The organism is Enterococcus sp. AZ062, from assembly GCF_051715065.1.
GTDB classification, from domain to species: Bacteria; Bacillota; Bacilli; order Lactobacillales; family Enterococcaceae; genus Enterococcus_B; species Enterococcus_B mundtii.
The window spans coordinates 2501574-2527628 of sequence record NZ_JBIOTB010000001.1 but is presented as its reverse complement, the minus strand read 5'-3'; the positions used below and the strand labels follow the sequence as shown (position 1 = coordinate 2527628).

26 protein-coding genes and 1 pseudogene are annotated in these 26055 nt (G+C 36.8%); 25 read left to right on the top strand and 2 right to left on the bottom strand.

Going from position 1 to position 26055, the window contains the following annotated elements:
* The first annotated feature begins 244 nt into the window (after positions 1 to 244).
* From IGJ00_RS11925 to IGJ00_RS11870, 12 genes and pseudogenes are all read left to right on the top strand, one after another.
* Positions 245 to 1759 (top strand): Lsa family ABC-F type ribosomal protection protein, encoded by a 1515-nt coding sequence (locus IGJ00_RS11925; protein ID WP_438844458.1) that lies wholly within the window; start codon positions 245 to 247, stop codon positions 1757 to 1759.
* Between the two features lie 104 nt (positions 1760 to 1863).
* Complete coding sequence (locus IGJ00_RS11920) at positions 1864 to 2391, top strand: histidine phosphatase family protein (protein WP_115358120.1); 528 nt, start codon at positions 1864 to 1866, stop codon at positions 2389 to 2391.
* A gap of 155 nt (positions 2392 to 2546) precedes the next feature.
* On the top strand, positions 2547 to 3128 hold the full coding sequence (locus tag IGJ00_RS11915; RefSeq protein WP_019723609.1) for a polymer-forming cytoskeletal protein: 582 nt from the start codon (positions 2547 to 2549) through the stop codon (positions 3126 to 3128).
* Positions 3129 to 3299: 171 nt separating this feature from the next.
* Positions 3300 to 3869 (top strand): hypothetical protein, encoded by a 570-nt coding sequence (locus tag IGJ00_RS11910; RefSeq protein WP_438844457.1) that lies wholly within the window; start codon positions 3300 to 3302, stop codon positions 3867 to 3869.
* 4 nt (positions 3870 to 3873) lie between these two features.
* A pseudogene (locus IGJ00_RS11905) lies at positions 3874 to 4347 on the top strand (triacylglycerol lipase); the annotation flags it as partial.
* Positions 4348 to 4531: 184 nt separating this feature from the next.
* Positions 4532 to 5047, top strand: a complete 516-nt coding sequence (locus tag IGJ00_RS11900) for a hypothetical protein (protein WP_074799914.1) — start codon at positions 4532 to 4534, stop codon at positions 5045 to 5047.
* 2 nt (positions 5048 to 5049) lie between these two features.
* The gene (locus IGJ00_RS11895; protein WP_438844456.1) at positions 5050 to 6408 is read left to right on the top strand and encodes a lipase family protein; all 1359 of its coding nucleotides are present in this window, start codon (positions 5050 to 5052) and stop codon (positions 6406 to 6408) included.
* Between the two features lie 16 nt (positions 6409 to 6424).
* Positions 6425 to 6730: a hypothetical protein gene (locus tag IGJ00_RS11890; protein ID WP_438844455.1), complete on the top strand. Its 306-nt coding sequence runs from the start codon at positions 6425 to 6427 to the stop codon at positions 6728 to 6730.
* 19 nt (positions 6731 to 6749) lie between these two features.
* Positions 6750 to 7055 carry a hypothetical protein gene (locus IGJ00_RS11885; RefSeq protein ID WP_438844454.1) on the top strand — a complete coding sequence of 102 codons (306 nt, stop codon included), beginning with the start codon at positions 6750 to 6752 and terminating at the stop codon, positions 7053 to 7055.
* Positions 7056 to 7291: 236 nt separating this feature from the next.
* Entirely contained in the window at positions 7292 to 8359 is a 1068-nt protein-coding gene (locus IGJ00_RS11880; RefSeq protein WP_071867801.1) for a DUF871 domain-containing protein, read from the top strand.
* Entirely contained in the window at positions 8356 to 9249 is an 894-nt protein-coding gene (murQ, locus tag IGJ00_RS11875; RefSeq protein ID WP_071867800.1) for an N-acetylmuramic acid 6-phosphate etherase, read from the top strand. The genes IGJ00_RS11880 and murQ overlap by 4 nt, the downstream gene beginning before the upstream one ends.
* Positions 9250 to 9262: 13 nt before the next feature.
* Entirely contained in the window at positions 9263 to 11236 is a 1974-nt protein-coding gene (locus IGJ00_RS11870; RefSeq protein WP_438713197.1) for a glucose PTS transporter subunit IIA, read from the top strand.
* 36 nt (positions 11237 to 11272) lie between these two features.
* Here IGJ00_RS11870 and nrdI read toward each other — a convergent pair whose 3' ends face one another.
* Positions 11273 to 11722 carry a class Ib ribonucleoside-diphosphate reductase assembly flavoprotein NrdI gene (nrdI, locus tag IGJ00_RS11865; protein WP_071867798.1) on the bottom strand — a complete coding sequence of 150 codons (450 nt, stop codon included), beginning with the start codon at positions 11720 to 11722 and terminating at the stop codon, positions 11273 to 11275.
* Between the two features lie 208 nt (positions 11723 to 11930).
* On the opposite strand from nrdI, the gene IGJ00_RS11860 reads away from it, so the two are divergent.
* The 6 genes from IGJ00_RS11860 (at position 11931) to IGJ00_RS11835 (ending at position 18965) form a co-directional block, all read left to right on the top strand.
* Complete coding sequence (locus IGJ00_RS11860) at positions 11931 to 13355, top strand: basic amino acid/polyamine antiporter (RefSeq protein WP_023520116.1); 1425 nt, start codon at positions 11931 to 11933, stop codon at positions 13353 to 13355.
* Positions 13356 to 13697: 342 nt separating this feature from the next.
* Complete coding sequence (locus IGJ00_RS11855) at positions 13698 to 14489, top strand: TraX family protein (protein ID WP_071867797.1); 792 nt, start codon at positions 13698 to 13700, stop codon at positions 14487 to 14489.
* 433 nt (positions 14490 to 14922) lie between these two features.
* Positions 14923 to 15609, top strand: a complete 687-nt coding sequence (locus tag IGJ00_RS11850) for a DUF969 domain-containing protein (protein ID WP_023520114.1) — start codon at positions 14923 to 14925, stop codon at positions 15607 to 15609.
* Position 15610: 1 nt separating this feature from the next.
* Positions 15611 to 16555, top strand: coding sequence for a DUF979 domain-containing protein (locus IGJ00_RS11845; RefSeq protein ID WP_071867796.1), 945 nt, complete (start codon positions 15611 to 15613; stop codon positions 16553 to 16555).
* Positions 16556 to 16804: 249 nt separating this feature from the next.
* Positions 16805 to 17449 carry a pyroglutamyl-peptidase I gene (pcp, locus tag IGJ00_RS11840; protein WP_010734749.1) on the top strand — a complete coding sequence of 215 codons (645 nt, stop codon included), beginning with the start codon at positions 16805 to 16807 and terminating at the stop codon, positions 17447 to 17449.
* Between the two features lie 250 nt (positions 17450 to 17699).
* Positions 17700 to 18965, top strand: coding sequence for a hypothetical protein (locus IGJ00_RS11835; protein ID WP_071867795.1), 1266 nt, complete (start codon positions 17700 to 17702; stop codon positions 18963 to 18965).
* Between the two features lie 148 nt (positions 18966 to 19113).
* On the opposite strand, the gene pnuC is transcribed toward IGJ00_RS11835, so the two are convergent.
* On the bottom strand, positions 19114 to 19860 hold the full coding sequence (gene pnuC / locus IGJ00_RS11830) for a nicotinamide riboside transporter PnuC (protein ID WP_010734751.1): 747 nt from the start codon (positions 19858 to 19860) through the stop codon (positions 19114 to 19116).
* 278 nt (positions 19861 to 20138) lie between these two features.
* On the opposite strand from pnuC, the gene gloA2 reads away from it, so the two are divergent.
* The 7 genes from gloA2 to IGJ00_RS11795 all read left to right on the top strand — a co-directional run bounded on the left by gloA2 (position 20139) and on the right by IGJ00_RS11795 (position 25649).
* Positions 20139 to 20519, top strand: coding sequence for an SMU1112c/YaeR family gloxylase I-like metalloprotein (gene gloA2, locus IGJ00_RS11825; protein ID WP_010734753.1), 381 nt, complete (start codon positions 20139 to 20141; stop codon positions 20517 to 20519).
* Between the two features lie 91 nt (positions 20520 to 20610).
* Positions 20611 to 21120, top strand: coding sequence for a hypothetical protein (locus tag IGJ00_RS11820; RefSeq protein WP_010734754.1), 510 nt, complete (start codon positions 20611 to 20613; stop codon positions 21118 to 21120).
* Positions 21121 to 21200: 80 nt separating this feature from the next.
* The gene (locus IGJ00_RS11815; RefSeq protein WP_010734755.1) at positions 21201 to 21380 is read left to right on the top strand and encodes a hypothetical protein; all 180 of its coding nucleotides are present in this window, start codon (positions 21201 to 21203) and stop codon (positions 21378 to 21380) included.
* 53 nt (positions 21381 to 21433) lie between these two features.
* The gene (locus IGJ00_RS11810; RefSeq protein WP_438844453.1) at positions 21434 to 22000 is read left to right on the top strand and encodes a GNAT family N-acetyltransferase; all 567 of its coding nucleotides are present in this window, start codon (positions 21434 to 21436) and stop codon (positions 21998 to 22000) included.
* Positions 22001 to 22764: 764 nt separating this feature from the next.
* On the top strand, positions 22765 to 23736 hold the full coding sequence (locus tag IGJ00_RS11805) for an ABC transporter permease (protein ID WP_065096417.1): 972 nt from the start codon (positions 22765 to 22767) through the stop codon (positions 23734 to 23736).
* Positions 23723 to 24985 (top strand): hypothetical protein, encoded by a 1263-nt coding sequence (locus tag IGJ00_RS11800; RefSeq protein ID WP_071867793.1) that lies wholly within the window; start codon positions 23723 to 23725, stop codon positions 24983 to 24985. The genes IGJ00_RS11805 and IGJ00_RS11800 overlap by 14 nt, the downstream gene beginning before the upstream one ends.
* Positions 24978 to 25649: an ABC transporter ATP-binding protein gene (locus tag IGJ00_RS11795; protein ID WP_071867792.1), complete on the top strand. Its 672-nt coding sequence runs from the start codon at positions 24978 to 24980 to the stop codon at positions 25647 to 25649. The genes IGJ00_RS11800 and IGJ00_RS11795 overlap by 8 nt, the downstream gene beginning before the upstream one ends.
* Positions 25650 to 26055 lie beyond the last annotated feature (406 nt).

The window sequence follows — 26055 nt, the reverse complement described above, 5'->3', positions numbered from 1 at the left end:
GTTGACAGTCTTAAAACACCTATGGTAACCTAGTGGCAAATAAAGACAAAGTGAGGGATCCGCGCATTGAAAAAGTAAGTCAATTTGTTGAAGCTGCATTTTAACTATACCTTGTTTGTTCAAGGGGATAGTATGCAGATTTTCAGAATTGGCTGCTTTCAATGAGTGGGTCTCTTTTTGTACTCATCTTCTTTGACCAGTTCTGAAAATAGGACTGGTCTTTTTTATAACGAGGTGAAGATAAATGTCTAAAATCGAAATCAAACAATTGACGTTTGGCTATGACAGCCAAGACAATCTGTTATTCGATCAAGCAAACCTAAATATTGATTCCACATGGAAATTAGGACTGATTGGTCGAAATGGTCGTGGCAAAACGACGTTATTAACTATTTTGCAAAACAAACTACCTTATCAAGGAAAAGTGACCCATCAACAAGAATTTGTCTATTTTCCACAACAGGTCAGGGAAACGAATCGACTAACCTATGATGTGTTGTTAGAAGTTTCAGATGGTGAGTTATGGGAGATCGAGCGTGAGTTGATGCTGATGCAGGCAGATTCGGAAATTCTCTGGCGCCCTTACGATTCCCTTTCCGGCGGAGAAAAAACAAAAGTATTGCTGGCTCTCTTATTTACCGATGAGCAGCATTTTCCACTGATTGACGAACCAACAAATCACTTAGATGTGGTTGGGCGTCAGCAAGTAGCTGAATACCTGAATAAGAAAAAACAAGGGTTTATTGTTGTCAGTCATGATCGTCAGTTTATTGATGAAGTCGTTGACCATCTTTTGGTCATCGAAAAAAGTCAATTAGTGATCTATCAAGGAAATTATTCCGTCTACGAAGAACAAAAGCGTAGAAAAGATGAATTTGAGTTAGCACAAAACCAAAAAATCAAAAAAGAAGTCGGACGTTTGAAAAAAACCGCAGCTGAAAAAGCGGAGTGGGCTAACTCTCGAGAAGGAGACAAAACAAAAAAACGTGTTGGCTTTATTGATACCGAAGCACGGCGTGTCAATCGTGGCGCAATTGGAGCGGATGCTGCTCGTACAATGAAACGTTCAAAAGCGATCGTCAATCGGATGGAAACTCAAATTAGTGAGAAAGAGAAATTATTGAAAGATCTAGAGTCGATCGATTCATTGAACATGTGCCCAAATCAGTCGCATCATAAACGCTTATTGACAGTAGAAAATCTACAATTAGGCTATGAAGAGATGTTATTCGATCCTATCAGCTTTAGCATCGAGCAACAAGAGTGTGTGGCAATAACTGGACCTAATGGTAGTGGTAAATCATCGATCATCCAGTATTTACTTGGGGAATTTACTGGTCAATCCAAGGGGGATGTCACGCGTCCGGCAACAATCAGCATCAGTTATGTTCGCCAAAACTATGAAGATAACACCGGAACATTAACAGATTTTGCGCAAAAGAATCAGCTAGACTTGGAACTCTTTTTAAATAATCTTCGTAAATTAGGAATGGAAAGAGACGTGTTTCATACCTCCATTGAAAACATGAGTATGGGGCAAAGAAAAAAAGTGGAATTAGCCAAATCATTTGCACAATCCGCAGATCTTTATATCTGGGATGAGCCATTGAATTATCTGGACGTGTTCAATCAAGAACAAATCGAGCAGCTTTTATTAAAAGTCAAACCAGCGATGTTGATCGTCGACCATGACCAGCGATTCTTAGAAAAAGTCGCAACGAAAAGAATCGACTTGAGAAGAAGAGAAACACACATTTGAATCACTAAGGCTAATCGAACGTCGTCGATTCCAAGCAGATGATCCATTTGGACTGAAATTGTATGATAAAATTGAAAGAGCATAAAATAAAGGAGAGTTATCTAATGTTATATATTACTAGACATGGCGAAACGACTTGGAATGCTCAAGGCTTAGTTTGTGGCCATGCAGACATCGAATTAACAGAAAAAGGGAAACAACAAGCAGAAAAACTCGCTGAAAAAGTGGCAAACTTGGAAATACCGATCACCAAGATCATTCATTCCCCTTTGCAACGCGCAAGAGATACGGCACAAGCGGTAGCCAAAAAAATCAATCTACCTATGACAGTGGATGAACGACTGATCGAGATGGATTTTGGGGATTATGATGGGCGTCCTAGCGAAGACGAAGACTTTCAACGTGCACGCCAAAATTTTGCGGTACGTTTTCCAAATGGGGAATCGGTTTTAGATGTGTATGCACGGATCACTCCTTTATTGAAAGAGTGCTTAGAAGATGAGGATAATGTCTACTTGCTTGTTTGTCATAATGCACTGATCCGAATCATCAATGCCTATTTTCATCCGATGCCAAATGACACATTCTTTGACTTTTTTGTTGAAAATACGGAATTAGTTACATTTGACTAGCTGTTTTTATTCTTGGCGTAACAAGAATAACTAGAGGATGTTATCGTAAATGTTCTACTATATAAAATATTTTTTCTTTTCATGAAGATTATTTCACATAAGTACGCTTTCATGGTATAATTTCATAGGAATACAAAAAGAGAGGAAGAAATTTAATGTTATCAAAAAAATTATCTTTATTAGGTTTAACAGCAACAGCACTTTTGGCTTTAGGAGCTTGTGGTGCTGACAACAATGATTCATCTAATTCTAGTTCAGCTTCATCAACAACAGAAGTAAGTACAACAGAAAGTTCAGCAGATGTTGTATCAACAGCTTCAATCAGTGATGATCCAGCTGTTTTAGAAAAAGCAATGTCAGCTGACGGTAACTGGATCGTTGCAGCAACAGGTGATGTGACATTCTCAAATGATGTAACTATCGCAGGCGAATTCCATGACAAAGATGATGCAAGTGCAGACATCTACCGCAAAATTGCTTTGTACTCACAAGACGATGACCGTAACGTAACTGCTGAATACACAATCACTGTTCCAACATTGATCGTTGAATCAGAAAACACAAATATCGTTCACGGAACAATCAAAGGTGACGTACTTGTAAAAGCGAACGGCTTTGTATTAGACGGAGCAAAAGTAGAGGGTAACGTAACATTTGAAAAACAAGAATACCAAGATTCAGCAAAACTTGACGAAAACGACGCATCAGTAACAGGCGACGTAACAGTTAGCGAATAATCTTATAGTCATCAAGACATCTAAAGCAGAAATCCTTCTGTTTTAGATGTCTTTTTTCATTAAAAAACATCCTATATCAATCCTTAGCGATAAGAACATAGGCATAGTAAGAAGTTTTACATAAAAACAATTGAGTGAAAAAACGTATATAACAAAAAAGAGAGTAACCCTATGATAGAGAATAATATGGGGGAACAGATATTCATAGATAAAGGAGGATATATGAAGAAACGGTATTGGCTAGGTGTGTTAGTGATAATCATTTTAGGAGGAATCGGAGGAAAAATGCATATGGATAAAAGGGAAGAAGATCGCCAAGAATTGCTGGAAATACAGAAAGATCTGGCGAATTATGTGTATAACAATTATCGGCTCTACAAGAGAGATCCTAAGAAACAAGAGGAAATCGTGGAGGAATACCAAAAAGAAGGAGGAATAACAACCGAAGAATACTTAGAAAGAATGTTGAGTATCAGAGAGTATACAGATATTGAGAAAATAGAATTTACTGGATATACAGTAAGTCCAATGAATTTTTTAAAAGTACATTTTTTGATAAAAGATTCAAATAAGCAAATTGCTACATTAGGTGTCAAATCTGCTGAAACTGATAAATGGATTTATGATATCGATTCAGGTAAAAGTAAACCCGGTAATAAATACTATTTAGAAGAGCTAGAACATCCCAATCGTAATCAACTAAACGAAATAAAGATTGTATTTTACAATGGAGGGATATAATTCAATGGATCAAAATAGAAGATTCTCAGATGAAGTATATCAAGTTGGAAATGGTAATCTATTCGTAGGTGATAGGATAAAAAGAAATAAAAACTATATTGTTATAAATACTATAGATACCAATAAAGACAAAATTGGTAATGAATCTAAACCAAAGAAAAACAGTACACAGGCAATGGTTGTACCTGAACTTAAGGATCAGTACAAGACATTTGATATCGAAGAGCTAAAGAAAGTCAATGGCTTTCCCGACTCCGTCATCACCAAAAACCTTACGATTGCCTATGCTGGCACGACTTCGCTCAAAGATTGGCATACAAATCTTGAGGAAATTGGTCGAAGTAATAAACATCCAGATGGCGCATTTTTCTCCGCTTTGAACTATGCCCGTGAAATTGAAAAGCAGTACCCGAAATCAGAAGGCTATACGATCTCAACGACTAGGCACTCGTTAGGTGGAGCTAAAGTACACTTCTTGCCGCAGCAATCAAAGACAATGACAAAGTATCTACTGAAATAATTAATTTTTTATCGTGGCCATACATAACTATTAAAACCGAGCATTCAATAAAAAAATTATATCTTACATAAAAATTTCCAGAATGAGTAAGAAGCTTATTCTGATTATATATAAAACTTAATGAAATCTGAAAGGAGGATATATGAAGAAACGGTATTGGCTAGGTGTGTTAGTGATATTTATCTTAGGAGGAATTGGAGGAAAAATCTATATGGATAAAAGAGAAGAAGATCTTCAAGAATTGCTGGAAATACAGAAAGATTTGGCGAATTATGTGTACAATAACTATCGGTTATATACGACGAATGATAAGGAAACTGATAAGTTTACACAACAATATAGTAATGGAGAGTTGACAACAGAAGAATATGTAGAAAAAGTTGTAAGTGTTAGGAAATATATAGATATAAACAAAATAGAATTTACTGGGTATTCGATTAGTCCGATGAATTTTTTAGAAGTACATTTTAATTTGAATAATTCTAACAAGCATATCGCAACTTTGGGAGTAAAATCCGCAGAAACAAATAAATGGCGCTACAATGTCGATATAGGTAGAAAAAAAACTGAAGACAAGTATTTTATAGAAGTAAGAGAATTTCCTAATGGAATAGAAACACCTACTGAAATAATTGAATATTATTACGGAGGTTTATAATTATGGATCAAAATAGAGATTTTTCCAATGAGGTTTATAAAGTTGAGCATGGAGAAATTGAAATGAACACTAAAATTGGAGAAAAACAAGATTATTTAGTTATAAATACCATAGATACCAATAAAGACAAAATCGGCAATGAATCTAAGCCAAAGAAAAATAGTACGCAGGCAATGGTAGTAGCAGAAATTAAAGATGAATTCAAAAAACTTAGTGATAATGAATTAAGAAAAGTACCTGGCTTCCCCGACTCCGTCATCACCAAAAACCTTACGATTGCCTATGCTGGCACGACTTCGCTCAAAGATTGGCATACTAACCTTGAGGAAATTGGTCGAAGTAATAAACACTCAAATGGTGCATTTGCTTCTGCCTTGAACTATGCCCGTGAAATTGAAAAGCAGTATCCCAAATCAGATGGCTATACGATCTCAACGACAGGACACTCATTAGGTGGCGCTAAAGCACTTTTTGTCGCAGCGATCAATGGTTATGATAGTGTGACGTACGGCGCGGCAGGACCAGGGCTTGCACAAGCCTTATTCGATAATCATAACGGTACCCTGATCAATATCTACGACACTTCGGATGTCGTCACGAGTGGGCTTTTCACTGGTGGGAAAGGGATGCTTCCAATCAATAGTTTTGGAATCGATAATTCGGGCTGGGAAACATTTGGCCATTCGCTGGATCAATTCAGAACAGATGAAGAGGGAAATTATATCGATAAGCATGGACAGATCATCGTATACGTCGATGGTAATGGAAGTATCTTGTTAGCCCCAACTTTGTGGCAACAAACACTTTTGGAAAACGAAGCAATGATCAAATTACTAGCAGTCAGTGGCGAGCATACGCTAGATGAAATCAAGCGTTTGAAAGAAGAAAATGAGTGGCTCAAGGTTCAAATCAAAGAATTCTTGACATTAAAAGAGTTACGGCAGAAGCTGACTGCAAGTGGCGGTGGACTTTCTCAATCAGAAAAAATTTATTTAGAGGATAGCCAAGCATTAGCTGTCGTACGGACCGCAGCAAGTAAATTTGATGAGGCGATGAGCAATGTTCGCGTGATTTACCAAAACGGGATCACGGAGTTGGAAGAGTTATGGAATGACTGGTTGGGAAGAATACGCAATTATACGCCACATTTGACGTACAACGAGGTAATTGAAACATTAGCCGAAGTTAATTGTACAAAATGGGAGATTGTCGATGAGCCAACACAAGAATTTAGAGATAAGATCCGCCAGATCGATCAGATGTCGGAACAGTTTCAAACGCTCGCCGATGAAATCACCCGAAAAATCAATGAAATGGTGACACGTGACAAAGAATTAGCGAATCAATTGTTTGGGGTATAAAAGGAGGAGAGGAAAATTGAGTCAGGAAATACAGCTTTATGAAACATATCAAGCAACGAAACGAGGGTTATCAGAGCAAGAAGAAGCAATGATTGCAACAGAAAGAAAAGTCCATGAGCTAGCGGAAGCGACTTATAAAGATCTCCGATTGATTTTGCAAACTTTTTCTGAACCACAAGAGGCTTTTGACTATGGACGTATCATGATTTCTCGTTTAGAAGAGGAACTGTCGACGGAATTGCGCCATCAACGAAAGAAAATCCAGCTTGACCTAGAAGATAACGAGCAGATCTATCGTAAGAAACTGGCACAATTGGATTAAAAAGAATGGAGGTTTTGAAATGTTTGAAATGTTTGAAATGATTGATCAATGGTGGGAGAAATATCAGAAAGATATGGAAAAATGCTTAACTCGTTCACTTGGAATCGCGCTGAAAAGTGAGAAGGGATTGAAAATAAGAACGACAAATCAATCTGGGAAGAATGAGACAAATAGAGCAAAACACACGATTTCTTCAGCAGGTACAGGATTGAAGGAGACCCTCAAAGGGCAATTTGGCAACAAAGTGTCGCTAGTTTTAGACGAACAAGAAAAAGCCTTAGACAAAGGTTATTCAAAGAAACACAAAAAACTTATTCTTACATAAATTGATTAAAGGATTCTGTCAGAATTGATCAACTGAATAATCTATAAAAGCCGAAAATAGGTTGGACTATTTTCGGCTTTTTTGGATTAGTTGCTTAGATGAATTCATTGATTCGTTTTTTTTACACTATCAAGAAATGAAATTTAATATATTTTATATTTATGTTGAAAAATTATTTCATACGAAGTATAATCAATTTATAAATGAATGCGGATACATGGTGAGGGGGAGAGTACATGTTTGGTTTTTCTGTATTTATGAATCAAGAGTTGTCCGAAGAAACGAAAACGTATATCCATGAAATGGCAGAGAAGGGATTTATTGGCATCTTTACATCCATGCATATTCCAGAAGATGATCCTTCAGCTTATAAAAGGCGTTTGACGGAACTTGGCCAAGAAGCAAAAGCAACCGGATTAGAGTTGATGGTAGATATATCGGGTAAGGCATTAGAGTTGGCAGGGTTCTCCTTAGAAAATCTTGAGCCATTAAAAGAGATTGGTGTGACAGGGCTGCGGATGGATTATCACCTGTCGAACCAACAGATTGCGAAGTGGTCTCATCAATTGAAAATCAGTTTGAATGCAAGCACGATCACTGAACAAGATGTGCAAGAATTAAAAGAAGCAGGTGCTGATTTTACTCAGATGGAAGCTTGGCACAATTATTATCCGCGCCCAGAAACAGGGTTAGACAAATCGTGGTACCAAAGAAAAAATCAATGGTTAGCAGAACAAGGATTTAAGATTCAAGGATTTGTACCAGGAGATGAAGTGTTGAGAGGCCCTTTATACAAAGGACTTCCAACATTGGAAGAACATCGCTATCAACATCCTTTGGCAGCAGCGCTAGACTTAGCTTCATGTGAAACCGATCTGATCTATATTGGTGACGGTGGGCTATCGCTGACCACCCAGGAACAATTTTTGTATTATAAAGAAACAGGCGGTATCTTATTACATGTGACATTGTTGGACCCAACATTTGGTCCAATCATTTTAGGTACACATACGAATCGACAAGATGAAGCTAAAGCTGTGGTACGTAGTGCAGATGCACGATTTAGAGAAATCCCTCCTATTCCTGCTCGATTAACAGATGAACGGAAAATAGGTACGGTCACGTTAGATAATGAAGCGTATCTTCGCTATATGGGTGAAATCCAACTAATGAAAGAAGATTTACCAGCAGATGAAAAAGTCAATTGTGTGGCACGAGTGATCTCGGCTGATTTGCCATTGATCCAACAAATCCATGCAGGAATGATTTATAAATTTAAATGTAAAGAAGGAATTGAGAAATGACGATCGATTTAGATAAATTAACAACGGAACGTAGAAATCAAAAGACATTTGGTTTGGATGAGATGAGTGTTTCTGAAGCCGCTCGCTTGATGAATCAAGAAGATCATGAAGTGGCGGCAGCTGTCGCAAAAGAACTACCGAGTATTGAACCAGTGATTGAAGCAGCGATTGTTTCTTTCAAAAAAAATGGACGCTTGATCTACATGGGCGCTGGCACAAGTGGACGTTTGGGCGTATTGGATGCAGCGGAGTGTGTTCCTACATTTGGTGTAGAGCCTGAAATGGTCGTTGGTTTGATTGCAGGTGGTGAAGCGGCTATGACTGTCGCAGTTGAAGGTGCAGAGGATTCACTTGAGTTAGGGAAAGAAGATTTGATCCAGTTGAACTTGACGGAAAATGATTTGGTCGTAGGTATCGCGGCTAGCGGTCGCACGCCTTATGTGATTGGTGGCTTAGACTATGCTCGTTCAATCGGCGCAAAGACGGCAACGATTTCTTGTAACAAAGAAGCTGAGATCAGTCAACATGCGGATTTTCCTATTGAGGTGGATGCCGGACCAGAATTTTTAACAGGTTCGACACGTTTAAAATCTGGAACTGCACAGAAATTGATTTTAAATATGATTTCTACAATCAGTATGATCGGTATCGGAAAAGTATTCAATAATCTAATGGTCGATGTCAAGCCAACAAATGACAAATTAGTCGAACGTTCAAAGCGAATCATCATGGAAGCAACCGAAGTGGATTATGAAACAGCAGAAAAATACTTTTATGAAGCGGAACAAAATGTTAAACTAGCCATCGTTATGTTATTGACGAATAGTAACAAAGAGACAGCGAAAAGGAAACTAGCTGAGGCAGACGGCTTTGTAAAACGAACGTTGTAAGGGGGAAAAGGAAATGGCAAAAAATGAATTGACTTTGACAGAACTGGCAAAACAAATTTATGCTGGAGCTGGTGGCATGGGCAACGTAGACAGCGTTGTCCATTGTATGACACGGGTTCGGATGAAAGTCATTGATGAATCGTTGGTCGACGTAGCGAAATTGAAAGCGATACCGGGCGTGTTAGGAGTAGTCGAAGATGAACAGTTACAAGTCATCATCGGACCAGGGAAAGTAAACAAAGTCGCACAAGAAATGGTTGACCAAGCAGGAGTCAAACTAGGTGAAAAAATCCCTGGAAACCCTAATGTTACAACTGGTTTATCAGGGAAAGACAAGGTCAACGAACGTGCCCAAGAGATGAAGAACGTACAAAAATCAAAACAAAAACCGTCAAAAATCAAATCAATTTTAAAAGATATCTCGAATATATTTGTCCCAATGATTCCAGCTTTTGTTGGTACAGGGATCGTTGCAGGGATCGCCGCAGTATTGACAAACCTTGTGACAGCCGGAACCATCGATGGTGCATCATGGCAACAGTACATCGACATCATGAACATTCTTAAAAATGGGATGTTTAGTTATCTTGTCATCTATACTGGGATCAATGCCGCTCAAGTATTTGGCGCAACGCCAACACTTGGTGGAGTAATCGGTGCAGTTGTCATGTTGACGGGGATGAATCCAGAAGCTCCTTTGACGAACTTGTTTACTGGAACGCCACTTGCTGCCGGACAAGGTGGGATCATCGGAGTGATTTTTGCGGTCTGGTTGCTTTCCATCGTTGAAAAGAAATTACACAAAATCGTTCCTGATGCAGTAGACATCATTGTGACACCAACACTTTCATTGATTGCCATCGGGCTGATCGAGATTTTCTTGATCATGCCATTAGCTGGTTTTATCTCAGATGGTATGGTAGGAGGGATCAATTGGGTACTTAGTGTGGGTGGCGCCTTCTCAGGATTTGTATTAGGTACATTATTCTTACCGATGGTCATGTTTGGTTTGCATCAAATATTGACTCCGATCCATGTGCAAATGATCGATGAAACAGGACGTACATTATTATTGCCTATTTTAGCAATGGCAGGAGCTGGACAAGTTGGTGCTGCGCTTGCTTTATGGGTACGTTGTAAGAAAGACAAAGAATTGACTGAAATGATCAAAGGTGCGTTACCTGTAGGGATTTTAGGGATTGGTGAACCATTGATCTATGGTGTAACATTGCCTTTAGGTCGTCCATTCATTACTGCTTGTATTGGAGGCGGTATCGGTGGTGCGGTGATCGGCTTGATCGGGAATATTGGTGCCATTGCTATTGGTCCTTCTGGCGCAGCGTTGATTCCTTTGATTTCAGATGGCAAATGGTTTGGCTACGTCCTTGGATTATTAGCTGCTTATGCGGGCGGATTCTTAGCTACTTTCTTTTTCGGGATTCCTAAAGAACAATTAGCGAAAGAAGAATTAGCAGAAGAAGCACCTGTTTATACAGCATCAAGTACTGACTCAACAAATCAAACACAAGCCGTTCAATTATGTGCAGTAGCAGATGGTACAGTGCAATCAATCGAACAAGCGAGTGATCCTGTATTTGCTCAAAAGATGATGGGAGAAGGGTATTTTGTTGAACCAACGAATGGTCATATCTATGCGCCAACTTCTGGGATCATCAGCTCTATTTTCCCAACGAAACATGCCATCGGATTAACAACAGCTGATGGGTTAGAGCTATTAATCCACATGGGAGTCAATACTGTGGAACTAGGTGGGACGCCATTTGATATAAAAGTGAGTGAAGGACAAGCTGTCACAAAAGATACGATGATAGCGGACGTGGATCTAGCTGCGATCAAAGAGGCAGGAAAAGAAACCGCTATGATGGTTCTTCTGACAAATATGGAGCATGTCTTAACGTTTGTTTTGACACATACAGGTGAAGTAAGAGCAAAAACACCAGTGATGGATGTTGAAAGTGTAAAATAATAAAAAGCGCAAAATCAAAGGATTTTGCGCTTTTTATTAAGCTCTATATCGTTGAACTAAAGCATGGTAGATTCTTTCAACATCTGTTGGCGTACCACGTAATTCATAATCTTCTACCATAGGGAAGCCGAATTGTTCAGCATATTGTTTCGCTGTCAAACAATATTGATAGTTAAAGTTTTTATTTCCGCTACCGACAACACCAAGACAAAGCGCATGATTTTCTTGATATTCCAAGTATTCTCGCATGGTTTCTGTCAAAATCTCTTGGTCACCACTATCAATGCCATTGCCTCCTTCTAGATAGGTTGGCACAAACACAAAGAAAGGTTTGGTTTCTTTTTCAAAGTCGCTATTTTCATGGATCTCTTTTAGGTGGACTAAGGGAAGTGAAGCATCTTTTTCATGTTGTTCCGTAGCAAAAGCTGCTAATTTTTTGACGAATCCTCGGGTATTACCAGAAATTGAGATATATAAGATATTCATGATATCGTCCTCCAATCATTCTTATCCAGTATAGCATTTTTTTGTTTTTTTGGTAGAGAAGAAGAGGAAGAGAAGCGGTCGCTTTCCTTGTATAATTAGAAAAAAATAGTTACAATTAAATTTCAATTAGAATTTTTTAGAAAAAAATAAATGAAACGAAGTTTTGCTATACTTTGCATAAAAGCGGTTTATTTTGGAGGATGCGTACATGGACACAGAGCAACAGAAAAAAGGTATTGGATTGATCCCACTAGCGGCCTTAGTGATTGGGTCAGCGATTGGAGGTGGCGTTTTCGGTATTATGACCGACATCTCAGGATCGGCTGGTGGCCCAGCATTGTTCAGCTGGGTATTAGTTGGGACGTCCATGATGATGCTCTCTTTGTCAATCAATAATATCAATAAGAAACGTCCAGAATTAGAAGGTGGTATTTTTAGTTATGCCGAAGCTGGCTTTGGTCGATTTTCGGGATTCATCAGTGGGTGGGGCTATTGGCTGACCTGCTGGTTAGGAAACGTGGCATTTGCTACGCTATTGATGAGTGCGTTGGGCTATTTCTTTCCAGTATTCGATGGGGGTCAAAATGTCGCCTCGGTCATCGTCAGTACTATATTTTTATGGGGATATGCTTGGCTCGTCAATCGAGGAGTCGAAAATGCCAGTTACGTCAATGCAATCGTGACAATTTGTAAATTAGTTCCGCTATTTTTATTTATTATTGTTGCTATCAGCACGTTCTCATTGCAACAATTCATCAATAATTTTTCAAGTGATATCATCTTGAATGCCAATGGACAGCCGATTCCTTTCTCAAGTCAAATCCTAAGTTGTATCATGGTGATGCTTTGGGTATTTGTTGGAATTGAAGGTGCATCTGTGGTTGGTTCACGAGCGAAGAAAAAATCAGATGTCGGAAAAGCCACGATCTTAGGGATTTTTGGATTGATCGTGATCTATGTTTTAGTTTCGATGTTGCCTTACGGTACGATGACGATGGAAGAACTCCAAACAATCCAAACGCAACCAGCAATGGGCTATGTGTTTGAGATGATGGTTGGTAAATGGGGAGCTGTCGTGATCAATGGTGGACTGATCATTTCCTTGGTCGGTGTATGGTTATCTTGGACGATTTTACCCATTGAAACGATGCGCAATATGGCGGATGATGGCTTATTGCCAGCGCGTTGGGGGAAAGTCAATAAAAAGGGCGCACCGACATATGCGATCGTATTAACGACTTTATGTACAAATGTCTTTTTGCTTTCGCTACTGTTTACAGATAGCGCCTATAACTTTGCTTATACTTTAGGAACTGCAGCGATCTTCTTTACGTGGTTGTTCTTAGGATTGTATCAAATGAAACTATCTTATCAAAGAAAAGAATGGGTCCAATTCTTGGTTGGCTCATTAGCAAGTGCTTTTCAAATTTGGGCAATGCTATTTGTTGCTTTCAATGAAGTGATGCTCGTTCTTGTATTATTTTTACCAGGTATCCTATTTTATCTCAAAGCAAGAAAAGAAAAACAGCAAGCTGTTCCACAGACAAAACTTGATTATTTATTGCTTTCGTTAGTCTCGATTTTTGGAGTAGTGGCATTGGCATTATTTGCAACTGGGGTATTGCACTTATAAAACTCACAAAAGTTGAAAACCATTCTTTTGTATCACTCAAAAGCATCTAAGAGATCGACCTGATTCAGGTCATTTCTTAGGTGTTTTTTCATGTTGCCTGTTCGGCGTTTCTTCGATGAAAACGATACGTGACTTTCTCACAACGTTTTTCCACGATTGTTCGTTTCATTTCAGTGAAGAGGCATGATTGCATAGTCACATTTTGACACCTTGAGGGAGTTACTGTTTTAATGATGATCCAAACAAACAATTTTGTAAGTGAAAAGGTTGAGAGAAAGATGGTCGAAATAGGTGGCGATTGGCTATACTTATTCCTTGAGGCATAAAAAATGGAGGGAATATATGAGAGTAAAAGGGTTGACGAGCTATCAATTGAAATGGATAGCAATTGTTTTTATGGTCGTTGATCATATCAACAGTTATTTCGGGATGCAATTAGGGTTGCCAAGTTGGGTCTCGTGGTTGGGACGTTTTGTTGCGCCATTATTTGTATTTTTATTAGTTGAAGGTTTCAAGTATACGCATAGTAAATATCAGTATGCGAAGCGATTAGGAATAGCTGCATTCGTAGTAGCGATTGGAAATATCATCTATCAGTTATTAACAGGAAATTACATCAGTGAATATGATCATCAGCCAGACTATTATTTATTTTTAGGTCCACATAATATCTTTTTGACATTATTCTTGCTGTTTTGCTTGATGTGGCTTCTTTCTACAATAAAAGGAAAAACACTTTGGAGAAAAGGAGTGCTCGTAGCAGTAGCACTTTTATTGGTCATGATCACGGTTGCTTTTTCGGAAGGTGGTCTGTATTTAGTTCCAATGTTGTTGCTGATGTATTTCTTCCGCGAGAAAAAAGAACGAGGGAAATTGGTTCTAGGTATTTTTGTTTATACGCTGATTTTATTTTGTCTAGCCATTTTATCCTACACACAAATGCCTGATTATCAATCATTGTATCAATTTTTAACGTTTGATAATGAATTTATGATGGTCACCGTCATCCCATTTATCATTCTTTATAATGGAAAACTAGGTGGAACCGGACGCGCATTCGACAAATACTTCTTTTACTTGTTTTATCCGTTACATCTATGGATCATTTATTTGATTTTATCTTTTATTCATTAAGAAACAACTGACTAGCTTGTTTCAACAAATGAGGCGAGGTCTGGATAGAAGTGTTCAGCCTCAAGAAATAAGGCACCATCCACAAAAATTGTTCTTCAAATTCTTGTGGATGGCGTCTTGTTTTTTCGAAGAGGTTACTTCTGTTCTTGTCGTTTATTCGGTTTTAGGGGAGAGAGGACTAATGTCTCAGAAACGTCTCATTTGTTTTTATGAGTAGTTTCAAACATTACAGTTTTGATCCCTTAGTTAGATGTAAAGAAATGTTATGTAGTTCAAGAAAATCGGCAGTATAAATAAGACTTCAAGTCATTTGTTGTTATGGAATTGACAGAATTTTTAAAATATATTATTTTTTTTGTAAGAATTCTCTATATTTTCAATCAATTTTATTTTATAATGAAAAAATATCATGTAATTTTTAGGAGGAAAACAGATGGAAAATTATCTTAGCCTGTTAGGCGTACTGATTGTTATTCTTGGTTTTGCTTTCAAGTTAGATTCGATCTTGATCGTTATGGTTGCGTTAGTCGTGACCGCATTTACTGGTGGATTAGGACTTGAAGGTATGCTGGAAACTTTAGGTACAAGTTTTGTGAATAACCGAGGAATGGCAATTTTTATTATCATTATGTTAGCAACTGGTACGTTAGAACGCAATGGTCTGAAGGAATCTGCTGCAACGTTGATCAAACGTTTCAAGAAGGTATCCGCTGGAATGATCATCGATATTTATGGTGTTTTCCGAATGATCTTTGCAGCTTTCAATGTCAGCTTTGGTGGGGTGGCCGGCTTTGTCCGTCCAATCATCATGCCAATGGCGTTAGGTACCGTTGAATCAAAAGGATTAACTGTCAATCCGGAACATGAAGAGGAATTAAAAGGAATGTCTTCAGCGATGGAAAATATTTGTTGGTTCTTTGGTCAAGTACTATTTATCGGTGGGGCAGGTGCTTTATTAGTACAATCCACATTGAAAGACTTAGGCTACGAGGTAACTCTTGGTCAGTTGGCATTGGTACAGATACCAGTTGCCATCACTGCTCTAGTCGTTGCGAGTGTCTATTTTTATTTAAAAGAAAAGAAATTAGCGAAGAAATACTATTCAGGAAAGGAGAAATAAGATGGACTTTTTTACAAATTCTGAAGTATTACTCAGTGAAAAATTATTAGAAATCTTATATATCTTGATGGGGCTAGTCTTGATCTACACGGGTCTTCGTAATGCCTTTGATAAAAGCAACCCGCATCGCTTTGGATCAGCCTTTTTCTGGACAGTTTTAGGAGTCGTGATTGCCGCTGGGCGTTGGATATCTCCAACTTACAACGGAATCTTGATTTTCGCGATGACGATCCCAGCAATCACAAAAAGAGTGAGTAAAGGTGCAAGTCGTTTGCCATCAAAAGAATACATGGAAAAAATGTCAGATAAATTAGGGATGAAAATCTTTATTCCGGCGTTGAGTATTGGGATCTTTGCCATTTTATTCGCACTATTCACTGATTTAGGTGCTTTAGTCGGTGTCGGTGTTGGGGTATTTGTCGCGATGTTGATCTTGATGTTCTTTTCAAGAGATAATCGCCCAACGACTTTCTTGGATGATGCTTCAGACATGTTAGGGACAGTTGGACCTTTAAGTATGTTACCGATGCTCTTAGCTTCACTGGGTGCGGTCTTCACGAGCGCAGGTGTAGGTACAGTGATTTCTAGTGCAGTTGGTACGATCGTTCCAGAAGGTAATGTCAATATTGGTATCATCATCTATGCGTTAGGAATGGTTCTATTTACAGTGATCATGGGGAATGCTTTTGCGGCAATCACCGTCATGACAGTCGGAATCGGTGCGCCTTTTGTCTTTAGTCAAGGGGCTAATCCAGCATTGATAGGTATGGTCGCGTTGACATGCGGTTTCTGTGGAACGTTGTTGACACCGATGGCTGCTAACTTTAACGTAGTACCAGTGGCGATGTTAGAAATGAAAGATAAATACGGCGTGATCAAGAATCAACTATTCGTTGCTGTATTCATGCTGGTTTTCCAAATCGTCTATATGATTTTATTTAAATAGTATCTTGAGCGAAAAAGAATCAATGATTTCCATAAAACATGGAGAAGATTGATTCTTTTTCTGAACAGCTAAGCATTTCATTATTGACTGTTTTTTGTTAAAATAGATAGACACTGAGTCCTTTTAATAGGAATGACTCATTGAAAGTGCTAAATACACGAGTGAGAAACAATCAATTGTTAACGTTTAGATAAATCTTTGAAGGATGAATTGAACGCATCATTTTATAGAATAATGGAGGAATGAAAAATGAAAGTACTCGTAACTGGTTTTGATCCATTTGGTGGAGATAAAGTAAATCCTGCCTATGAAGCAGTCAAAAAAATGCCGTCTGAGATTGCCGGTGCAGAAATCATCAAATTAGAAGTTCCCACTGTTTTTGGTAAAAGTGGTCAAGTCGTAAAAGAAGCAATCCAAGAACATCAACCTGAAATCGTGATTTGTGTTGGTCAAGCAGGTGGACGTTCAGCGATTTCTTTTGAACGTGTAGCCATCAATCTAGCTGAAGCACGTATTGCAGATAATGAAGGCAACCAGCCATTTGATACGCCGTTAGAAGCAGACGGCCCAGCTGCTTACTTTACTTCATTACCAATCAAAGCAATGACAAAAAATGTACACGAACATGGTTTACCAGCATATATTTCTTATACAGCGGGTACGTTTGTTTGCAACGACATCATGTATCGATTGTTACACTTGATCGAAACAGAGTTCCCAACGATTCGTGGAGGCTTTATCCATGTGCCATTCTCACCAGATCAAGTCATCGATCGCCCTGTTGGGACACCGGCAATGTCACTTGATGATATTGCGGCTTCATTGACTTATGCGGTAGAAGCAGCAGTCAACAACAAAGAAGATATTTCAGGTAACGCAGGAACAACTCACTGATAGTTAGCTGAAGCGAAGCAAGTGGTAGATGAGGTCTAGGACATTCGTCATCTTGTGCCCCTACAACCAGATAAATGGTGTTCCAGAAGCTGACCTCCAACAGTAAGTGCAAGACACTGCTGTCACAACCTCAGCTTCACGTATGAAAAAAGCGAAAAGCCGAAAATAGCTCACATTATTTTCGGCTTTTTTGTTGCTCTTTGAACGAATTTATTTTTACTCTCTTAATTTAGAAAGGCAGGTGAAAGGGATGAATGAAAGTTGGCAAGCGATTTTTGACGAATGGTTCCCAAAAGAAATCAAGCAACACTACCCAATAAAAATCTCCAAACAATATACAAGTAGCCAACGATGGGAAATCTATGAACGATTGACGAAACAACAACGAATTGTCATGGATCAACATCGTCGTTATTTGATCCACTCGCGATTTTTGGAAGAAAACTATTTAGCAGCAACGGATTGGATTTTTTCTGACTTTAAGATCAATCCATTTTATCGCACATCACGTAGACAACAAAAACTTTATTGTGAATGTGGCCGTGAACTGAAAGTCCAATATATCGTTCGTTCCCCTAAAACGGGTAAGGAATTAAAACTAGGGATCAATCATTTTGCAGAACACTTGCACGTTAGTCCAACAGTTGCAGCGTCGATCAATCAAGGAATGACTAAAGTGGATCTAGCGCTGGATGAGATCCTCTGGCTGAAACAACAAAATATTGCCTTTCCTGAACGACTCTGGCAAGAATATTGTCTAATGTTGTATCATAATCGCCGGCTGAAACAACCGATTTTACCAGATAAAAAGCGAACTACACGAATCGCCGAATTTCGTCATGCTCAGTTACCGATTTATCTGGCAGACTATCAAGCAATGGAAAAGTACATCCAACAAGTGAGCTATCAGGCAAAAGAAAAGCCGAAAAAAATCCTTGAGAAAAAATCATTGTTTGAGGATTTTTCAGAAGATTTGACTAAAGATGTTGAAGCGTTCTTGACTAACTATCAACTATTTCTCCAAAAAGATTGGTCGTCTGTTTCAATAGCTGAGACAAGCCAACCATCTGTCGCTTTTTTTGAAGAGTTTATCGCGAATCTGCGAGAAGGATCGAAGTATGAAGCTGTAGACGTCGATCGATTAGCAAAAGAACAACGTTTTATCCAACCGCAAATTTATCATTTAGTCTGGCAACACTATCAGCGTTATGGATTTACAACTGGTTTTTTCGATAGTATCCCTCGGGTGATGAGAAATGGGTTTCTAAAGATTTTACGCAAAGAACGCGAAGAAAAACGGCGAGCTACAACAAAAACTGTGACAGAAACTGAATGGCAAGAACTTGCAAAGAAAATCAAAAAGCAATCAGTCGCCTCTTTGATACAAGAATATGAACAAGCAGACTATGTATTTACTTCAGAACAACAGCTTGCATTAAAAAAGTTTCAAGAATTGGAATCAGTGATACAAACGATGGATGAAGACATTAGAATGTTGCTCAAGGATTTGATTTAGTTGACGCGAACCGCTGAGAGAATCTTGATATGACGATACCTAGAAATAAGCGAGAAAAGTCCCATCCTATTCTGGGTGACTTTCTCGCTTTAGTAAGATGTTTGAAAAACAAACCGATTTCTAGTACAAGTTTATTTATTGTTTTCCATTAAGAAACATGATGCGAAAAATATTCTGCTTCCATGCGTTGCATGCGCGCTCTTTCTTTTTTGTTGTACCAAGGAGAGACAGTAAAGGCTAATAAGTCATTGATCAAGTAAACTGAGCTATTGATAAACATCGCTAAACTAGCAGAGCCATGGGTATAGGAAACATACCATAAGACCATTTGTGCAAGACCAGAAGCAAGCCACCAATAATACTGATTGTTGTAGCGAAGGAAGCTAATGATCCCGGCAGAAAGACTGATCGAAAAAGCAATGGCATCGATCCAAGGACGAGGGTCGTCTGTATACGTACCAATCAAATAACCTGAAATCAAGTAAACGAAAACAGTCCCGGTTAATGCAATCAACCAACTTTTTCCACTAAATTCTCGAATTTTAGAAGCCATATTATGATTCCATTCTTTACTTAATAAAACTGGGATATCCAATGTGACCATATAAGCAATTTGTTCGCCGATACTTAAATAGTTTTTGGCAGAAAAGCCAACGACGATAAAACAAATAGCAGACAGAATTCCTAGAATACCGTTGACTGATTTAGCGGCATTGATTGATAAAATGCACAACACCCCTAGATTTGTCCCGATAAAGGTAATGATCGACAACCAAGTGATTGGCTGATTCACAAGTGTCATGACTTGGCAACCTAGGCTAAAATAGAATAGATAATAATTTTGTTGAGGCCAACCTTTCAATTGATGAATCAAAAATCTGAAATAATTACTCATAATAAAAAACTCCTTGAAACACAATATATAGTGCTTGTTTATTTTAGAGACACAAATTATTGTATTCCTTTTAAAATTTATTTCTAGTCTTTCATTTTAAAAAAATATATGTTATTATTCGATTTGATTGTTTTCTGAGAAATATTAATTTTCCAAACGATGAAAAGTAGGAGGCCATTTGATGTGGTCTCTCTTTTTTTGTGCAGCGGGAGAAAAATCTTTGCTATGTCTAAAACTATTGATAAGATAAAGGAAACAATAAGATTGGAAGTGTGAGAATGAATTTAACAACCGTTCACCATGTTGCGATCATTGTGTCGGATTATCAAAAGTCACGTGCATTTTATGTTGATTTGCTAGGTTTTGAAGTTATTCGTGAAAATTATCGAGAAGACCGTGGCGATTATAAGTTAGATTTAAAACTAGGAGATATGGAGCTTGAGATTTTCGGTATCAAAGATGCACCTAAAAGACCGAGCTATCCAGAAGCTTGTGGTTTGAGGCACTTAGCATTCAAAGTGGAACATATCGAAGAAACAGTCGCGGAACTACAAGGATTGGGGATTGAAACTGAACCAGTCCGTATCGATACCTTTACAGGCGAAAAAATGACTTTCTTTTTTGATCCGGACGGATTGCCGTTGGAGTTACACGAATAAAGGTAACAAATTTGTCACTTTTTCTTCCGTTCATTCGATTTTTTTCTTTCCTATTTCTTGTTATTCTAGAAAAAAACAAGGAGAGAATGGAATGAAAAAAATAATCATTGCAGCATCGATTGCTATCATTGTTAGCTTAGCGGCTTCGTTAGGACTATTGGATGCAAACTTTTCTTTTGATGACATCAGTGATCAAGAATATCAAATCTCATTGCAAAAGGCAGTGTCTATTTTGCGAGATGAGTACCATGAAGAGAAAGTCAGTCGTATCCAGTTCAACCAATTAGACGAAGAACAAAGTAATAAAAAGATGTATGAATATATTTTTTATACGCCCAATCGAGTGATCACAGTGAATCCAATCTCAGGAAAGACGATGGTTGTTGATGAAAGCCGCAACGAACCAGGGCAATTCTTTCACTTGAAAACGATCCATCAAGTGAAACATCCACAGGCAGCAATGAAAGAAGCAGTCCATAAAGTCGGAAAACATCACGGGAAAGCAAAAAGTTGGGAAATCACGACAAAAAGTGGTCAATTGTATTATTCTGTAGCCGTCGATGGAACGAATCATTTAGAAGATGTATTGATCAGTGCTTGAAAGAGAAGTGGTTTCACTTCTCTTTTTTTCTAGATAAGAGTAATCTAAAAGTGTAAAACAAAGAAGGGATTGAGGGAATCATGCAAAAAATGGTTTGTCCAAACTGTGGGAAAAAATTCACTTATGAAGAAGTAAATCATATCGTTGAACACGTAAAAAAAGAGATGCCGATTGTTTGCCCCTACTGTCGTTTTGAAGCAAAAACAATCGTTTCAAATGGTTATTTCGTGACGCAAAAAATTGAAGATTATTTGAATTAGCTGTTTTGCTCTGAGATTTCATTATGGTAAAATGAAAAAAAGGAGTGTCAGAAATGATTCGTAATGCAAAAAAAGAAGATGCGGCAGCTATTGCTCCGCTTATTTTAGTTATATTGAAAGATATGGACCTACCGTTCCTTTTAAAGTACGGTGAAGAAAAAACATTGGAAATCTTAGAAGAAGCGATTACAGACCCAGACTATCGCTACAGCTATACAAGAGGGATCGTTGATGAGCGAGAAGGCAAGGTAGCAGGAATCGTTTACGGTTATACAGATGAAGAAGAACCAATCATCGACCAGCCCTTAGAAAAAATCTTACAAAAGCATGGCATTTATGAGCAAGTAAAAATGTTTACGGATAGAGAAACATTCCCTGATGAATGGTATTTAGATTCTATCTGTGTTTCAGAAGAATTTAGAGGACAAGGAATCGGTTCCTCTTTGTTAGAAGCATTGCCACCAATGGTCAAAAAACAAAACCGCGATGTCATTGGACTAAGTTGCGATAAGCAAAACCCGCAAGCTAGAAAATTGTACGAGCGCCATGGGTTCAAAGTAATCGGGGAACGAACGATCAGTGGACATCTGTATGATCATATGCAAAAGAAAATCGTTTAGTGAGTTTTGTTTTGATAAAAATGAATATTTAGAAAAGAAAAGCTGATACGAAATCCGTAAACAGCTTTTTTTTATTGGATGGCGTTCTTTTATATGATATCTCCTCTTTGATTTTAAAAACTAGCATTAATAGGTAGTGTGAACGATTATGATCCTAAAACAACTTTTAGCGACTGATATGATCACTTATTTCGTTTATGTGTTAACTTAATTCTTATAATCAATATCTTTTTACTAGAGGAATATTATATGATGAAAAAATGATTTTAAACGTTATTTTTAATAGGTGTTGTATCTTTAGATATATTTTCTTATCAAACAGAAGTTATAACAGCGACTAAAACAGTTTCCGAATTTTCAGGTAGTTCGATTGAAGGTGAAGGATAATTTGAAAATCAACTAGCTGATGATAATGTTTTAGGTATGCTTAGATCTTCTAATTTTTATCATAGAGATGGTAATCAAAAATACTACAATACGTCAGAAAACTGGCTGTGCGGAAATATAATAGTGCAATGTGTACTGTTATTCGTGACTCTAAATAAGGACGTTTGTATTTAAAGATGCTGTAGTAGATTCGGAAAGAAGGTATTCAAATTTACACTCTGATGAAGAAGCAACTGGTGTAAGAGATCTAGTAAGGGGAAGCTAATACTTATTTAAGAAGTATCGCATGATTTTAAATTACCCAATTTATTTAGTTGGGTAATTTATTTATGTTTAATATTTCCACATATCAAGTTTTTTGAGAAGAGGAAAATTTATTGAAAAAAATACTTTTTTTTATGATAAATCTAATATTTTTGATTGCTACTTTGACAAATGCTTTCTCTCTTTTTTATATTTATAATCAAAGTAATCTAGATTTTGTATCGAACAATTTTTCTTCCAAAGACACAGTACGCCTTATCGCAAATCATAATATAGATTCTGAAAATTGGGGAGAATTATTAGGAGATCAAAAGAATATTTTGGTTGTGAAAAATCTAGAAAGTAACTTTTATTTTAAAGCTATATACACAAATTATGATTGGTATCTTCCGCTTGTTGAAGGAAGAAACTTTGCACGTGACGATTTTTATGATGGGGAAAATAGAGCAATTATTGGTGAAGAATTAGCGAAAACACATACAGATACTATACGTATTGAAGAAAAAAACTACAAAATAATTGGTATATTAGATAGCCGTTATGCAAAAAATTTATCAAAAATGGCTTTGATAAACATAAACTCATTAGAAGAAAATCAAACCAATGGTGTCTACCAAGTAAATTCAAACAAAGCAACGATGGAAAAGTTAAAAAGTGAGTTGATTAATGATATAACAGCTATTACTTATTCCGATGATACAAAAGCATATAATGCACAAAATTTAGAAAACAATAACCAATTGTTAAGGTATTCATTTCAAGTACTATGTTTGTTAGCTATTGGCATGTGTATCTTGTTCTATCTAACCTTAACTCAATCGACAAGGTATTTAAAAAAAACGATAGGAATATCGAGAAATACGGTTCTTCTAGAAGAAGTGAAACACTTATTCTTTTTTTGGTTATTTGAGAGTATTCTTGTTCTTGGTGTAGTATATCTCCCCTTCAAACATTCCATTTTTGATTCGGTGACTGATTTTACTGTTAGTTATATTACCAGTCAAAGTTTTATCCTTGGGTGTTCTGTTACTCTGTTTAGTTTTCTTTTTTTTAGAAATTGGAGGAACATTGATGAAAATAAGTAATCTAACAGTAGAGATTTTCGAATCTTTAAAAAGGAAAAAATATTTACTAATCTTTTATACGCTGTTCTTGTTGTTTTCATTTTTGACACTTTCGGTTTCAGATGTCATGTTGCAAGAGAATAGTAATGAAGAACATAGGGTATCAGTTGGTAATACAAAAACATATAAACTTGTAGACACGCTTATTGGGGAAAAAGAGGAAGTCTTTTTGAGGAATCTTCAAAGTGTCAGTTACCTCAATGCCATGTACAAAGAATTATCAGATAGCCAAAAAGGGAAATACCAGGTAGTAAATAGTCAAAGCATTAACTATTTACAAGAAAAGGATTTACCAACTGAGTTTATCGAACATTATGAGCAGATTGCAGGTTCTGTTAGTAGCTGGACTAAAGAAGAGATTCCTTTTAAATCATTACAAATGAACGATCATGCATTGGAACGCTTCGATCTTAGAATAGCAAGTGGACAATCCTTTTCTCCTAGTGATTATCAATATAATAGAGATAAAATTCCAGTTATCTTAGGGAATAGTTACTCAGACTATTACACCATAGGAGACAAAATACAGCTATCTTATCTTTTCAAACAGTTTGAAGCAGAAGTCATTGGTTTTGTTGAAAAAGGTGAAAGGGTCACTTTTAACGAATACGAAGACTATGTGCTAGATCATTATATTATTTTGCCATTTATAGAAAATGCTCCTCAAAAAATCAGTGAAGAAGAATTTTCTTTTTTTCAAAAACATTTTCTAAATGGGGTCAATGGCTACTTTCAAGTTCCAGAATCTTTTTCACAAGAAAAAGTTTATAAGTTAGTAAATGAAATTTCTTCGACATATGAATTGGGAACAGTCGATTTAATAGGTGAATCAGGATTTCATTTATCAGCACTATTATTCATGATTACTAAAAACAATGAATTGCTAAAATTAGTTGTCTCTTTTTCAATGATTATTTTAGTATTAATGACAATTGTTTTTTGTTGTTTAGAAATGTATCGTGATAAAAAGATATATCAGTTACATTTGCTGTTTGGGGCGACAAAAAAAGAAATCCGGAATTATATCATGGTAGAAAAAACATTGCTTTTATCCTTTATTCTATGTGTGAGTTTGACTTTAACTAACTATTTAGGGGGAATTACACTTGTTCTCTTTATTCGTTTACTCTACTTGTCTTTAGTCTTAATTTTTCTATTCTTTTTAATATCAACTATCATTCTTAGGAAATGGAGAATTACAAATGATTAGTATACAGGATATTTCCCTTAAAATAAGAGATGGTCGGAATAAGAAAGAATTATTTCAACATCTGAATTTGAATATAAACGAGGGACAAAAAATAGCGATCATGGGTAAAAGTGGTAGTGGTAAAACGACTTTACTAAAATTGATTGCTGGACTCATCAAACCGGACACAGGAAATATATTCTTTGAAGATAAGAACCTGAGAGAAATGAGCGCTAACGAAATGAGTGCCAATCGATTAAATAATATTGGCTTTATTTTTCAGAATAATCCTATGATTGAGAGTAAAAATGTATTTGATAATATTGCTTTACCCTTAAAATATTTAGGAATCGAAAAGAAAATCATCAATCAAAAAGTCCGTGATATTTCTAAAAGTCTAGCTGTTGATGATATATTACTAGAGAATCCGATTTATCTATCTGGAGGAGAAAAGCAAAGAGTTGGAATTGCTCGAGCGCTTATTACTGAACCTAAGCTTATCTTAGCAGATGAGCCTACAGGTTCTTTAGATGCGGAAACCGAAGCTATGGTTTTGAATATTTTTCAAAAAATTGAATTAACTAGAACTAGTTTTATTATGGTAACACACGATGTTTCTGTAGCGAATATTTGCGATGAAATATATACATTACAAGACAAAAAACTTTTATTGTCTGAAAAATGATAGGTGTATTTTCAAAAATGACGAAAATACTATTTAAAAGTTAAAAAAATATCCATATTTTAATAGTAAATGATGAACGAGTGTAGCTTTGACAAGTCATGTCAAAGCTACACTCGTTTTTGTTATTTGCAAAAAAGTATAACGAATAAAAAATATTCTAAATGTTTTTTACTAAAAAAGAATATACATGACTATATTATACTCATAAAAAATACTGGATTTAGCCTTTTATACTAAATAAAAAACAGATGAAAAGAGTGATGAATCGAGAATATACAATAAATAATATCTGAACGAATTTTATGTTTTTAGAAAAATTTCAGAAAATTTGTTTATTTAATTATTTTTTAGGACTATAATAGCAAATGTTTTTATGTTATGAAATTTCATATATTGACGAAAAGAG